Origin of the sequence: Tenacibaculum soleae (assembly GCF_001693415.1) — a bacterium.
Lineage (GTDB): Bacteria > Bacteroidota > Bacteroidia > Flavobacteriales > Flavobacteriaceae > Polaribacter > Polaribacter soleae.
On the sequence record NZ_MAKX01000013.1, the window covers coordinates 271,255 to 286,201 of the forward strand.

The 14,947-nt window shown below is 28.8% G+C and carries 9 protein-coding genes; 5 read left to right on the top strand and 4 right to left on the bottom strand.

The features are described from left to right. Positions 1-99 precede the first annotated feature (99 nt). Positions 100-1,455 carry a hypothetical protein gene (locus tag BA195_RS10910; RefSeq protein WP_068705389.1) on the bottom strand — a complete coding sequence of 452 codons (1,356 nt, stop codon included), beginning with the start codon at positions 1,453-1,455 and terminating at the stop codon, positions 100-102. A gap of 182 nt (positions 1,456-1,637) precedes the next feature. Between BA195_RS10910 and BA195_RS10915 the strand changes: the two genes are divergently transcribed. Next, positions 1,638-3,257, top strand: coding sequence for an ABC-F family ATP-binding cassette domain-containing protein (locus BA195_RS10915; protein WP_068705391.1), 1,620 nt, complete (start codon positions 1,638-1,640; stop codon positions 3,255-3,257). A gap of 1,535 nt (positions 3,258-4,792) precedes the next feature. After that, positions 4,793-7,531 carry a type ISP restriction/modification enzyme gene (locus tag BA195_RS10920; RefSeq protein ID WP_068705393.1) on the top strand — a complete coding sequence of 913 codons (2,739 nt, stop codon included), beginning with the start codon at positions 4,793-4,795 and terminating at the stop codon, positions 7,529-7,531. Between the two features lie 265 nt (positions 7,532-7,796). On the opposite strand, the gene BA195_RS10925 is transcribed toward BA195_RS10920, so the two are convergent. From BA195_RS10925 to BA195_RS10935, 3 genes are read right to left on the bottom strand one after another with little or no spacing between them, the layout of a single operon-like run. Then, a complete protein-coding gene (locus BA195_RS10925) occupies positions 7,797-8,342 on the bottom strand; it encodes an RsmD family RNA methyltransferase (RefSeq protein ID WP_068705395.1) in 546 nt (181 codons plus the stop codon). Next, complete coding sequence (locus BA195_RS10930) at positions 8,342-9,175, bottom strand: DUF3822 family protein (RefSeq protein ID WP_068705397.1); 834 nt, start codon at positions 9,173-9,175, stop codon at positions 8,342-8,344. The genes BA195_RS10925 and BA195_RS10930 overlap by 1 nt, the downstream gene beginning before the upstream one ends. Continuing rightward, positions 9,150-9,884, bottom strand: coding sequence for a hypothetical protein (locus tag BA195_RS10935; RefSeq protein WP_068705399.1), 735 nt, complete (start codon positions 9,882-9,884; stop codon positions 9,150-9,152). Before BA195_RS10935 ends, BA195_RS10930 begins: the two co-directional genes overlap by 26 nt. A gap of 102 nt (positions 9,885-9,986) precedes the next feature. Here BA195_RS10935 and BA195_RS10940 point away from each other — a divergent pair, with 102 nt between their 5' ends. The 3 genes from BA195_RS10940 to BA195_RS10950 all read left to right on the top strand — a co-directional run bounded on the left by BA195_RS10940 (position 9,987) and on the right by BA195_RS10950 (position 14,891). Further along, positions 9,987-11,414 (top strand): ATP-dependent DNA helicase, encoded by a 1,428-nt coding sequence (locus tag BA195_RS10940; protein WP_068705401.1) that lies wholly within the window; start codon positions 9,987-9,989, stop codon positions 11,412-11,414. 98 nt (positions 11,415-11,512) lie between these two features. Next, positions 11,513-14,029, top strand: coding sequence for a PIG-L family deacetylase (locus BA195_RS10945; protein ID WP_068705403.1), 2,517 nt, complete (start codon positions 11,513-11,515; stop codon positions 14,027-14,029). A gap of 232 nt (positions 14,030-14,261) precedes the next feature. Beyond that, positions 14,262-14,891: a hypothetical protein gene (locus BA195_RS10950; RefSeq protein ID WP_068705405.1), complete on the top strand. Its 630-nt coding sequence runs from the start codon at positions 14,262-14,264 to the stop codon at positions 14,889-14,891. The last annotated feature ends 56 nt before the right edge of the window (positions 14,892-14,947 follow it).

Consider the following 14,947-nt stretch of genomic DNA (forward strand, 5'->3'; position numbering starts at 1 on the left):
TTATATGGCTAATAATCTGGTAGTTAATAATCTAAATTTCATTTTATTTCAAAAATAAAATCCCGCAAAGGTATGATAAATTAAATAGATTAAAGAATCTTATTTGTTTTTTTGAAGATTTCGAACTTCAAAATTAATGTTTTTTGAAGATAAACTAGTGTATCCGTTCTTTATAATGCCTTTATTATCAATTAAAACCACTCGTGGAAACTTGCTTGAAGAAAACTCACAAACGGAGCTCTTTTTAGGTAAGGTATACTGGTGTTTAATGGCAATGTTTTTGGTATACTCTTTAGAGTTAGAGCATAAGTTGATTACTACAAAAGTAATATCAGGATTTTTTTTAATCAAGTAATTAATACGAGAAGCAATCCATTCATCTGAAGTATATTCGTAATCTTTAAATAAAAGCACTGCATTTTTACCTTTAGTTATGTCTAAAATACACTTTTCTTCGCCTTTTGCATTTATAAGATTAAAAGCGGGTAATTTATCAGTTGTATTTAGTAGTTTAAGATCATTGGCTAAACGTTGTACATTTTTCTTTTGATCAATATTAGAGTTTAGCTTAAAGAAAGTGAAAAAAGGTTGCGTATTTTCTTTTTGATTTGGATTTTTGAAAAAACGACGAATTACAGTATTGTACATTAACCTATTTTTGATACTTTCAGAAGTAATATTAACGTTAATACTTTCTAATAAATCAACTGTAAAATTAGGCGATTTCTTATTTTTTAAATAGGCGTCGTTATACACTTTATCAATTATGAAACGATAATAAGGGCCAAAGAAAATTAAAGAATCTTTCTTTGAATCTATTTCATTTCTGTAATTAAAATAAGTATTAGCTAATGTTTGTGGTTTTTCTTTTTTAAAATTATGAAGTGCATATTGTTCTAAGTATGTATATACTGGATATAGAGACGATATATTTAAAATGTTTATAAAATCATCAGAAACATTTTCATTGTTATTTCTATAGTTTTCAATATTATTTAGTTTGCTGTTTTTTAAAGAATCAATTTTATTTAAAAAAGCATGTTGTGTAAGCGTATAAAATTGAGCAAAATTCTTTTTATCCTCTTCACTTTGTAAAAAAGATTCAATTAATATGTTATTTCTTGCCGCATTTTTACCGCTAAAAACTAAAGACTCGTCAAAATTCCATGTATTTAATCTAAAAAGTAAGCTATCTTTAGGTTCTAAATATACATATTGATGTTCTGGTCCATGCCCAAAAATATACAATCCTTTTTTTAAATTTTTATAGGTACCTAAAAAACTATTATCTTTTTTTAAATAGATAGTATCATTAAAGTTATAATTATCAGAAAGAGTAACATAGCTAGCTTTTGGATTGATAATTTTACCACCAAAATAAGTAGGTTTTAGGGGTTTAGAGTCATCACATCCAATCAATAATATTAATAGTAAGGGTACTAAGTATTTAGTCATGCTTTAGTTGTTATCTTTTTAAGATATTACATTCAAAAGTAAACATCTCTAGATAATTTAGTTGTTAATTCGTTGTTAAAAGAATTATCAAAAGCCAAATGTAAGATGTTAAATAGTTACTCGCAAATTCTTTTTAAGCAACTATATTTTATACTTTTGCACCGAATTTTAAAAAATTATAAATGTTATCAGTTTCTAATTTATCAGTTCAGTTTGGTAAGAGAGTTTTGTTTGATGAAGTAAACACAAAGTTTACGCAAGGAAATTGCTACGGTATTATCGGAGCAAATGGAGCGGGGAAATCTACTTTTTTAAAGATTTTATCTGGAGTACAAGAACCGACTTCGGGACATGTACATTTAGAACCAGGAAAAAGAATGTCGGTTTTAACCCAAGATCACTATGCTTTTGATGAATATACTGCTTTAGAAGCTGTATTAATGGGTAATAAAGAGTTACATAAAATAAAATCAGAAATTGATGCTTTGTATGCTGATTATACTGATGAAAATGCAGAAAAGATAGGCGAGTTACAGGTTGTTTTTGAAGAAATGGATGGTTGGAATGCTGATTCATCTGCTGCAACACTATTATCTAATTTAGGAATTAAAGAAGAAGATCATTACACTTTATTAGCCGATTTAGACTCTAAGAAAAAAGTACGTGTCTTATTAGCACAAGCTTTATTTGGAAATCCAGATGTATTAATTATGGATGAGCCTACCAATGATTTAGATTTTGAAACTATTGCTTGGCTTGAAAATTTCTTAGCAAATTTTGACAATACCGTAATTGTGGTATCGCACGACCGTCACTTTTTAGATGCAGTCTGTACACATATTTCTGATATTGATTTTGCTAAAATCAACCATTTTTCAGGTAACTATACTTTTTGGTACGAGTCTAGCCAGCTAGCAGCAAAGCAAAGAGCACAACAAAATAAAAAGGCAGAAGATAAAAAGAAAGAATTAGAAGAATTTATTCGTCGTTTTTCTGCAAATATGGCTAAGTCTAAACAAGCAACTTCTCGTAAAAAGATGATCGACAAGTTAAATGTTGATGAAATTAAACCATCTAGTCGTCGTTATCCTGCAATTATTTTTGATAGAGATAGAGAGGCTGGAGATCAGATTTTAAATATAGAAGGTTTATCAAAAAATTTCGAAGGAAAGCCATTGTTTGCTAATGTAGATATTAATTTAAATAAAGGAGATAAAGTTGCTATAATATCAAAAAACTCAAAAGCAGTAACAGCTTTTTATCAAGTAATTTCAGGTAATGAAAAAGCTGATTCAGGAAAATTTTCTTGGGGTGTTACAACAACACAATCTTATTTGCCAGCAGATAATTCATCTTTTTTTCAAAACGGAGAATTAGATTTGGTAGATTGGTTACGCCAATATGCACAAACAGAAGAAGAAAGAGAGGAAGTGTTTTTAAGAGGGTTTTTAGGTAAAATGATTTTTTCAGGTGAAGAAGCTTTAAAGAAAAGTAATGTGTTATCTGGAGGAGAAAAAGTACGTTGTATGTTGTCGCGTATGATGATGACAAGAGCAAATATTGTTATGTTAGATGAACCGACAAATCACTTAGATTTAGAATCTATTCAGTCATTAAATAATTCATTAATTAACTTTAAAGGAACGGTATTATTTTCTACTCATGATCATGAGTTTGCGCAAACTGTAGCTAATAGGATTATAGAAATCACGCCAAAGGGAGTAATCGACAAATATGCTACTTTTGATGATTATTTAGCTGATCCAAAGGTTAAAGAATTAAGAAATAAAATGTATTCATAATATATTTTACTACATATTTATAAAAAGGAAGTACAATAATTGTACTTCCTTTTTTTATGCTTTTTTTTTGAAGCAGTTTCCCGCTTTTCGCACTCGCTTTTTTTGTTTGAAAAAAACAAAAAAGAGCTCAAACAATTGCTTCAATCGGGGCTAGGCAATGCGTTAACATAAAATAATTTTAGTTTTAAAACCTACATAGAAATTTGTTTGTTGAGAGTTTTTTACAAAAAAGGTATCGAAAACTTATTTATCATCAAAAATTCAAATTCTCAATACAATTTTAATTCCCAGACCTCACAGGTTTTTAAAACCTGTGAGGTCTATTTTTTATAGTAAATTAATAGCCATTTAATTTTTACACTTTTATTTTTATAATTTTAGCTAATAAAATAATACTTTTATCCGTAAAATAAAGAGTGTCTTCTATGAAAAAGATAAATACCCGAACAGCTTTAAATCCTGCATACCGAAAACATAAACCACTAAGAAAAGAGGTTACTAATTTTATATAATAGAATTACAAAATTGTATAAATGCTGTAAAATTAAGCGACACTAATAATGAAAGTGAAGAACATATAAAACATCATTTTATCATCAAAAATTCAAATTCTCAATACAATTTTAATTCCCAGACCTCACAGGTTTTTAAAACCTGTGAGGTCTATTTTTTATAGTAAATTAATAGCCCTTTAATTTTTACACTTTTATTTTTATAATTTTTGCTAATAAAATAATACTTTTATCAGTAAAATAAAGAGTGCCTTCTATGAAAAAGATAAATACCCAAACAGCTTTAAATCCTGCATACCGAAAACATAAACCACTAAGAAAAGAGGTTACTAATTTTATATAATAAAATTACAAAATTGTATAAATGCTGTAAAATTAAGCGACACTAATAATGAAAGTGAAGAACATATAGAACATCATTTTATCATCAAAAATTCAAATTCTCAATACAATTTTAATTCCCAGACCTCACAGGTTTTTAAAACCTGTGAGGTCTATTTTTTATAGTAAATTAATAGCCATTTAATTTTACACTTTTATTTTTATAATTTTTGCTAATAAAATGATACTTTTATCAGTAAAATAAAGAGTGCCTTCTATGAAAAAGATAAATACCCGAACATGAATTTTTTTAAATGAAGTTTAAACAGATTTTAAAGAAAATCAGAATGATTATTTAATTACATTAGAGTTGCTTGTGGTGCGCCAGATTACGTATTAACACGCAAAAACATTCCAATCGGGTATATTGAAGCTAAAGATATTGGGGTAGATTTAAACAGTAAAACACTAAAAGAACAGTTTAACAGATACAAAGCTGGTTTAACAAATTTAGCGTTTACCGATTATCTAGAATTTCAGTTTTATAGAAATGGTGAATTAACCACAAAAATTGCCATCGCAAAAATTGAAAATGGGCAAATTGTTGGAATCCTCGAAAACTTTAAGCAGTTTACACAGCTTATAAAAAACTTTGCACAAACAGTATCGCAAACCATAAAATCGCCAACCGTATTAGCACAAATGATGGCGGGTAAAGCCAAATTAATGGCTAATATTATTGAAAAATCATTAAATAACGATGATTTAAACGAACATCGCTCGAATATAAAATCGCAAATGCTATCGTTTCAACAAATGTTAATTCATGATATTGATAACAAAGCTTTTGCCGATATTTATGCACAAACAATCGCTTATGGTATGTTTGCTGCAAGATACCATGACCCAACATTAGAAAATTTTTCTAGAACAGAAGCCGCTCAACTAATACCAAAAAGTAACCCTTTTTTACGCAAACTATTTCAAGATATTGCAGGTTACGATTTAGATGATCGTATTGCGTGGATTGTAGATGAATTGGTAAACATCTTTTTAGCTAGTGATGTTGCCGACATCATGAAAAACTTTGGTAAAAGCACCAAACAAGAAGACCCTGTTGTACATTTTTACGAAACGTTTTTAGGAGAATACAATCCCGCTTTGCGAAAAGCTCGTGGTGTTTGGTACACACCGCAACCTGTGGTTAACTTTATTGTTAGAGCGGTTGACGATGTATTAAAGTCAGAATTTAACCTTGCACAAGGGTTAGCAGATACCAGCAAAACAACCATTAAAGTAAAAACCGATATTGCTAATAAAAACTTTAAAAGCGGTTATAAAGAAGTTGATAAACAAGTACACAAAGTACAAATTTTAGACCCTGCAACTGGTACAGGAACTTTTTTAGCCGAAGTTGTAAAACACCTTCACAAAAAATTTAAAGGACAACAAGGAATTTGGAGCAACTATGTTTCTAAAGATTTAATTCCTCGTTTAAATGGCTTTGAATTGTTAATGGCAAGTTATGCAATGGCACACCTAAAAATGGATATGCTACTCACAGAAACTGGCTACAAACCCAAAGACAACCAGCGTTTTAATATATTTTTAACCAATAGTTTAGAAGAAGCTCACAAAGATAGCGGAACGTTATTTAGTAACTGGTTAGCCGATGAAGCCGACCAAGCAAATGCCATTAAAAGAGATGCGCCTGTAATGTGTATTATTGGAAATCCGCCGTATAGCGGGGAAAGTTCTAATAAAAGTGACTGGATTATGAACTTAATGCAAGATTATAAAAAAGAACCTGGTGGAAAAATTAAATTAAAAGAACGTAATCCGAAATGGATAAATGATGATTATGTAAAATTTATGCGTTTTGGGCAACATTTTATTGAAAAAAATGAAAGCGGAATTTTAGCTTTTATCAATCCGCATGGTTTTTTAGACAATCCAACTTTTAGAGGAATGCGTTGGAATTTATTAAAAACCTATGATAAAATTTATACCATAGATTTACACGGAAATTCAAAGAAAAAAGAAACCTGCCCCGATGGTTCGCCCGACCAAAATGTATTTGATATTATGCAAGGCGTAGCAATTACGTTTCTTATTAAAACAGGTAATAAAAAAGCTCACGAATTAGGAAAAGTTTTTCATTATGATTTATTCGGGAAACGTACTAGTAAATACGATTTTTTAAATGATAATAATTTAAAATCAATAAATTTTGTTGAATTGCCCAACAAAGCACCCAATTATTTTATGGTGCAAAAAGATTTTGAAGCTGAAGATAACTATAATAAAGGTTTTTCAATAAATGAATTATTTACAATTAATAGTGTTGGGATCGTAACCTCTAGAGATAGTTTTGTTATTGATGATAATAAAGAAGTTTTATCTAAAAGGATAAAAGATTTTTTTGAATTACCAAAAGAAGATTTATTATCTGAATATAATATAAGAGAAAATAAGACTTGGAAAATTGATGAAGTAAAATTAAAAGCAGAAAAATTCATTGAAAATGATATAAAAGAAATTTTTTATAGAACTTTTGATAAACGATATATATATAATAATAATAATTTTATTGAAAGAAATAGAATTAAAGTAATGCAAAATTTTGATAGAAAAAATATAGGAATTATTATTTCGAGAAGTGTTGTTGGAGATTATAATTGGGCAGATATACAAGTTACTGAAAATATTACAGAATTTGGAATTATGGCTTCTAGAGTTGGTAATGGAGCTCCTATATGCCCACTATATTTATATCCCGAAGAAAAAGATATTGATTTTTCCGAAGATAAAAAAGGAGAAGCAATAGCACGAGTTCCAAATTTAGATAAAAAAATCATCAATAAACTTGCTAAAAAATTAGGTTTAAAATTCACGAATGAGAAAGAACAAACCGCAAAAACTTTTGCCCCAATTGATATTTTAGACTACATCTATGCCGTTTTACACTCGCCAAATTATAGAGAAACCTACAAAGAATTTTTAAAGATAGATTTTCCTAGAGTTCCTTTTCCGAAAGATGAAAAAACATTTTGGCACTTGGTAAAATTAGGCGGAGAAATACGCCAAATTCATTTATTAGAAAGCCCCATTGTAGAAGATGCAATTACGCAATATTTAGGTGATGGCGATAATATAATTACCCGAAAATTAACAAAAACCGATATTGGTTATGAAGCTGTAACCGATACACACGGAAAAGTTTGGATAAACGACATTAATTATTTTGATAATGTACCACTAGTTGCTTGGAATTTTTATATTGGCGGTTATCAACCTGCTCAAAAATGGTTAAAAGACCGCAAAGGACGAGAATTAGATTACGAAGATATTTTTCATTATAATAAAATTATCGTAGCCTTAACCGAAACCGACAAAATAATGAAAGAAATTGATTTGATTAATTTTATAGAAAAGGACTAAAAAAGCATTTTATAAAATAATGCAAAACTGAAATAAATTTCTTTTGACAGATTCAAATTTATAGAAAAATAAATTTTATAGCTACTTGTTTTGCGTTAGGGATTGAAGCAATTGTTTGAGCTCCTTTTTATTTTTTCTTTTAAAAAAATAAAAAGAGCGAGTGTGTAAAGCCCGACCTTTAGGTAACGCCCAAATTATCTTCAAAATAATCATCAAACAATAAAAAGGCGAACACATACGGTTCGCCTTTTTTATAATAATAATATTAAGTAGTTTCTATTTCAAAAAAACTAAAAACATTACCTCCATAGCGTTTATCGTAGCTATGGTTAGGATGTTTTGTTAAATCGGTATGTTTATCGTGTTCAATAATTAAATAACCTTCTTTATTTAAAAGGTCATTGTCAAAAACAAGATCAGCTATTTTTAAAAATTTAGATTCTTCAAAATCATAAGGAGGATCTGCAAAAATAACATCCGATTTTAAAGAAGTTTTTTCTAAAAACTTATACACGTCGCTTTTGTAGGTGTTGATATCTAAATCAAGTTTTTTAGCTGTTTCATTGATAAATTTTATACACCCAAAATGAGCATCAACAGCGTGTATTGTTGTTGTACCTCGTGAGGCAAATTCATAACTAATATTTCCCGTACCAGCAAAAAGATCTAACACAGCAATATTGTCAAAATAATAATCATTATTTAAAATATTAAATAATGATTCTTTTGCCATATCCGTAGTTGGGCGTACAGGTAACTTTTTAGGAGCTGAAATTCGCTTACTTTTATGTTTTCCAGAAATAATTCTCATTAGGATACTAAAATAAAATTAGAATGATTTGAAAATTCTTCACTATCTGTAAAGAAGTTTTTAATAGGTTTAAAGAAATGAACATTACGAACATAGTTGTATGTAATGGAATAAAGTTCAGATGTTTTTTCAATAGCTCCCATAAGAGTTAATTGAAATTTGTTTGGGTTCATCTGTAATTGTTCTGCTGTAAATAAAATATAATAAATAAAATCTTCCTTTGTTGTAAAATAAAATGAATTGTAAAAAACTAAATTATTTTGATGACAAACAACAATATCTAATTGATTAGTTGATACATGCACAAAAAACTGTTTTTCAGAATCTTCTTTTGAATAGTTTAATAATTTATCTATCAAAACAGTTGAGTGGTGCTTGTATTCAAACTCTCCAAAGTTTTGAAATAAATAATTATTAATATTTACATAAGGAATATATACAGTAGCTGCTGTTTTTGATTTTAATGAGTCGTAGGTAATAAAGTCGGTCGCTAACGTTTTAACGGTATATTTTAAGTATGAATCTAAACTGTTTCGATCAAAATATTCATTAGGTACAAGTGTTGCTAAGTTATTTTGATGAATAGCAAACACAGTAATAAAATCTTGCTGTAAATCTTTATCGTTACCAAAGATTGTTATTATTTTTTCTAATAATAACTCAGGAGTTTTAATAGATTGCTCAAAAGAATATTGAGTGAATAAAAGAAACTCTTTCGTATCAGAATTAGTTATACAAAAAGAAAATCCATCCAAACTAAATTGGATGGATAGACTTTTATTTTTTGCAATAATATTACTGCTTTTTTTAGTCTTTTTTATCAAGAGCTTCATCTTTATCATATGAAGGAGGCCAGTTACCACCTGTAGTAACTTCAGCTAAAGAACCTACAGAAACATAAGCTCCTTTAATCTGATCAGTTTCTAAAGCTTCTAGTTCTTGTTTTACTAAAGAAGTACTTAAGCCTTTTAAAATAGATGCTTTTTCTGCTTTAACTTCAAAAACAGGTACAAACAATCCAGTTACTTTTTCAACAGTACCTGTAGCTATTGTAAACTGTTTGTCTGTTCCAGGAACATCAAACATTCCTTTATAATCTTTACCTTCAAAATATTTAGCTACTGGCTCATATCCAATAGTATCAATTTGTTTTTTTGAAACAGTAATAAAAATACCACCACCTCTATCTACTTTTTCTTCAACATTACTTGTTTGAGTTATAGCTAATTGTCCTTTTTCAATAAAAGTAATTAAAGAGTCTTTATTATCAGAGTAAGTTCTATAAACTTCTTTATATTTTACTTCAGCATCACGAATTAACTTTAAATTCTTAATAACCTTAGCATATCTTACTTGTTTTTCTTTAGCAAATTGAATTGGTTCCATAATACCATTGTATATTTTAGAAACTAAAAATGCCGTGGCTACTAATAGTAATATAGAGACTAACCATCTCATTTTCAATGGCACAAATTTAACTATAATTACAGCTAAAAGAATTGCAACAACTACGGCTGCTAAAATCATTAATAATAAATTCATTTTTTTCGTTTTAATAATATGATATTCGCAAATCTACAATTTTTTTTCAATCATAAAAATATTTCTGTATAAATAGATATATCTTTGACATTTATTTAAAATATGATTAAATCTGCACCCGATTTTTACAAAGAAGTACTTAAGTTTTTTCCATATCAACCTACTCAAAAACAAAGCGAATTATTAAATGAATTAACAAATTTTATTTTTAATGATAACAAAGATCTTTTGTTTTTATTAAAAGGATATGCAGGTACAGGAAAAACCACAACAGTTAGTACGGTGGTTAATAATTTATGGAAAACAGGTAAAAAATCTGTATTATTAGCACCTACAGGTAGGGCGGCTAAAGTAATTTCTGGCTACTCAAAAAAACAAGCATTTACTATACATAAAAAAATATATTTTCCTAAAAAACAAGGAAATGGCGGGGTAAGTTTTGTAATGCAACCTAATAAACATACAGATACTATTTTTTTAGTAGATGAAGCTTCTATGATATCTGATAGTCGTCAGAATTCAAAATTATTTGAAAACGGTTCTTTATTAGATGATTTAATCTCGTATGTATATTCAGGTAAAAACTGTAAAATTGTTTTTATAGGAGATACAGCACAATTGCCACCTGTAAAATTAACTGTAAGCCCAGCTTTAGAGGCTGATAGGCTTTCCTTTGACTTTAATAAAGAAGTTACAGAAATTGAGTTAGATGAAGTAGTACGTCAACAACAAAATTCAGGAATTCTTGCCAACGCAACCGATTTACGTATACTTATTCAAAGTGATATCGTTGATTTTAAATTTGATGTAAATTACCCTGATATTATTCGGTTAGAAGATGGTTATGACATTCAAGATGCTATAACAATGGCTTATGACGGAGATATGGGGGTAGAAGATACTGCATTTATTGTCCGCTCAAATAAAAGAGCAAATCAATATAATGATCAAATTAGAACAAAGGTTAGAGGGCAAGAAAATGAAATTTCTACAGGTGATTATGTTATGGTTGTTAAAAATAATTATTTCTGGTTAAAAGATTCATCATCGGCGGGTTTTATAGCTAATGGAGATATTTGTGAGGTAATGCGAATTAATACTATTAAAGATTTATACGGATTTAAATTTGCAGAGGTAGAAGTACGTATGATTGATTACCCTGATATGAAACCTTTTGAAACTGTACTTTTATTAGATACACTTTCAAGCGAAACGCCTTCTTTAAATTATGAAGAATCTAATAAATTATATGAAGCTGTAAAGGAAGATTTTGCAGATGAAAAATCGAAATACAAACAGTTTTTAGGAGTAAAAAAGAATAAATATTTTAACGCTTTACAAGTAAAGTTTTCTTACGCTATGACTTGTCATAAATCGCAAGGAGGGCAATGGAATACTGTTTTTATAGAACAACCTTATTTACCAGAAGGACCAAGCGTAGAGTATTTAAGATGGTTGTATACTGCAGTTACAAGAGCACAAAATAAATTGTATTTAATAGGTTTTAAAGACGAATATTTTTTAGATTAAATAATGTTAGTGTTTTGTTAATTTAATAAAACCTTGATCTAAAAAAAGTACATTTGTTTGTTACAAAATTTAAAATTACATCAACTAAATAATTTAAAATGTATAAAAAAACACTTTTAAGTTTATCTTTTTTATTGATATCAATATCAATATTTGCACAAAAACCTGATAAATTAAGTTCTAATCAGATTTTTGAGAAAATTCAAAAATTAAACTTTCTAGGTTCTGCTTTATACATTGCAGCGCATCCTGATGATGAAAACACACGTTTAATTGCTTATTTAGCAAATCATGAAAAAGCAAGAACAGGTTATTTATCATTAACTCGTGGTGATGGAGGACAAAATTTAATTGGCTCAGAAATGCGCGAATTATTAGGTGTAATAAGAACACAAGAGTTACTAGCAGCCAGAAAGGTAGACGGAGGTGAACAACGCTTTTCTAGAGCTAATGATTTTGGTTACTCTAAACACCCTGATGAAACGTTAAAAATTTGGGATAAAGAACAAGTATTGGCCGATGTAGTTTGGGCAATTAGAACCTTTAAGCCTGATGTAATTATAAATCGTTTTAATCATAGAACACCTGGTACAACGCACGGGCATCATACATCATCAGCAATGTTAAGTGTAGAAGCTTTTGATTTAGCAAATGATAAAACAAAGTATACAAATCAACTTAAAAACACAAGCATTTGGCAACCAAAACGATTATTTTTTAATACCTCTTGGTGGTTTTACGGTAGTCAAGAAAAATTTAAAAAAGCGGACAAGAGTAATATGTTAAGTTTTGATATCGGAACTTATTATCCGTTAAAAGGTGTATCAAATAATGAATTGGCTTCAATGGCAAGTAGCCAGCATTTATGTCAGGGTTTTGGGCGTTTAACAACACGTGGAAGTCAAACAGAATATGTTGAGTTTTTAAAAGGTGATTTTCCGAAAGATAAAAAAGATATTTTTTCAGGAATCAATACCACATGGAATAGAGTAGTAGGAGGTGGAGAAATTGGAGCTATTTTATATAAAATTGAACAAAATTTTGATTTTGTAAATCCGGAAAAGCATTTACCAGAATTAGTGAAGGCTTATGAATTAGTTCAGAATTTAAAAGACGAACACTGGAAGAGAATAAAAACTAAAGAAATTAAAGAAATTATAAAAGCTAGTGCAGGGCTGTATTTAGAAGCTTCGGCAACTTCATCTAGCACAATACCAAATAGTAATTTTGAGGTTAATTTTGAGGTTTTAAACAGAAGTAAACAAGTAATTGAATTAGCATCTATTAAAATATTACCTAGTAAAAAAACGATTTTAAAAGAATTAGATTTAGTACCAAATTCTAAACAAAACTTTAAAGAAAGTATTGCAATTAAAAACGTTAATTATTCGTCACCTTATTGGTTAACAGAACCTTGGGGGTTAGGAATGTATACCGTTAAAAATCAAGCTTTAATAGGGAGTCCAGAAAGTTCACGACCAATTAATATACAATATAATTTAATAATAGGTAGTACATCAATTTCATACACAATACCTGTTGTACATCGATTTTCTAAAAGAGATAAAGGAGAAATTTACGAACCGTTTGAAGTGTTACCAAAAGTAACAACAAAATTAAAAAGTAAAATTATTATTTTTTCTGATGATGTGTCGCAAAAAGTATCATTAGAAGTTCGTTCTGGAGATAAAAATGTAAGCGGAACCGTTGCTTTACAAGTTCCTAACGGATGGGAAGTATCTCCTAAAATAGCAAATTTTAATATCAAACAAAAGGGGGATAAACAGGTTGTAGATTTTAAAGTTACCCCCTCTAAAAATCAATCTGAAGGAATTTTAAAAGCAGTTGCAACGATTGATGATAAAACGTACGATAAAGAATTGGTAGAAATTAACTACAATCATATACCTAAACAATCAATTTTATTGCCATCACAAGCAAAGTTAGTTCGTTTAGATATTAAGAAAAAAGGTGAGAAGGTTGCTTATATTCAAGGATCAGGTGACGCAATTCCTGAAAGCTTACGTCAAATAGGATATAAGGTAATAGAAATAAATCCTAAAGATATCAACGATAAAAATTTACAGGAATTTGATGCTGTAGTTGTAGGAATTCGTGCATACAATACTTTACCAGAATTACAATTTAAACAAAAACACTTGTTAGCTTATGTAAAAAATGGTGGAAATATGATTGTACAATATAATACAAATAGAAGAGTAGATGTAAAAGCACCATTTGAATTAAAATTATCGAGAGATAGAGTTACAGATGAAAATGCGAAAGTTTCTTTATTAGCAAAAGAACATCCAATTTTAAATTATCCTAATAAAATTTCAACGACAGACTTTAATGGTTGGGTGCAGGAGCGTGGATTGTATTTTCCGAATCAATGGAGTAAGGAATACACACCGATTTTATCAATGAGTGATAAAGGAGAGTCAGCCAAAAAAGGAAGTTTGTTAGTCGCTAAATATGGTAAGGGTAACTATATATATACAGGTTTAAGTTTTTTTAGAGAACTACCAGCGGGTGTTTCTGGAGCGTATAAATTATTTGCAAATATATTATCAATAGGTAAGAAAGACAATAGTAAAAAAGAAGTAAAACTTTAGTAGAAAGCTAATTTACAAAAAGTAAACTCTCGAAAACTATATAGTTTTCGAGAGTTTTATCTAAAAAACAACTTAACTTTGATTTAATTATATAAAATTAAAGCAGTTAGTTTATCTAAAATTTATATTTTATTATTGATGATAAATAAAGACTTATGATTTGTTTTTTTAGCTAGTAAAAATTATAGTAGAAAAAAAAAGCAAAATAAAACAGTTTGGCAAAATGTAAAAAATGACCGAAGAATTAGATAATTTATTAATTGAATTAAAAAATGAGGACTCTAAACTCATTGAGATTGGAAAAGATTTAATAGAAGTGAATGGAATGACGGAATTTACTTTTTATTGTCATTCAATTTTAAATCGGACAATTAATTTAAATCGAGGTTACATAACATTGGTCAATGATAATAATTACATTGCAGCAGCTCCATTAGTAAGACTAAATTTAGATAGTCTTTTGAGATTATTTGCTTCTACACAATCGGAATTTGACGTTAATACCTTTGCAAAAAAAGTTAGAAAAGGTGGTGTAATTAGAAAAATGAAATATTACAAAAATCACAAAGAGAGATTAAGAGATGTTAAACTTGTAGAACTTTTAAAAGAAATCAAAGGATTTAAATGGACTGAACAAATCTATGATACAGGTAGCGGATACGTTCATCTAAGCAATCAACACTTTTATTCATCTGTCAAAATTGTTGGCCCTGATACGGTAGAAAGTGGAATAAGAAAAACAGATGAATATGTTTCCGAAAAAGAGAAAATTGCCGGAACTTATTATATGCAACAATCTTCAAAAGGAATAAGAATTTTTATTGGCGATTGGATTGAAGAAAGAAAAAAACACTTTGCTTAACGTGTTTGTATATGGTTTAAGCACCTAATTTAGTAAATAATTACCGACCAAGAAAG

Bases quoted from the DNA above. Each gene is read 5' to 3' on its own strand.
- BA195_RS10940 (WP_068705401.1), top strand. From the start codon at position 9,987: ATGATTAAATCTGCACCCGATTTTTACAAAGAAGTACTTAAGTTTTTT.
- BA195_RS10915 (WP_068705391.1), top strand. From the start codon at position 1,638: ATGTTATCAGTTTCTAATTTATCAGTTCAGTTTGGTAAGAGAGTTTTG.
- BA195_RS10945 (WP_068705403.1), top strand. From the start codon at position 11,513: ATGTATAAAAAAACACTTTTAAGTTTATCTTTTTTATTGATATCAATA.
- BA195_RS10925 (WP_068705395.1), bottom strand. From the start codon at position 8,342: ATGAGAATTATTTCTGGAAAACATAAAAGTAAGCGAATTTCAGCTCCT.
- BA195_RS10920 (WP_068705393.1), top strand. From the start codon at position 4,793: ATGATGGCGGGTAAAGCCAAATTAATGGCTAATATTATTGAAAAATCA.
- BA195_RS10950 (WP_068705405.1), top strand. From the start codon at position 14,262: ATGACCGAAGAATTAGATAATTTATTAATTGAATTAAAAAATGAGGAC.
- BA195_RS10910 (WP_068705389.1), bottom strand. From the start codon at position 1,455: ATGACTAAATACTTAGTACCCTTACTATTAATATTATTGATTGGATGT.
- BA195_RS10930 (WP_068705397.1), bottom strand. From the start codon at position 9,175: ATGAAGCTCTTGATAAAAAAGACTAAAAAAAGCAGTAATATTATTGCA.
- BA195_RS10935 (WP_068705399.1), bottom strand. From the start codon at position 9,884: ATGAATTTATTATTAATGATTTTAGCAGCCGTAGTTGTTGCAATTCTT.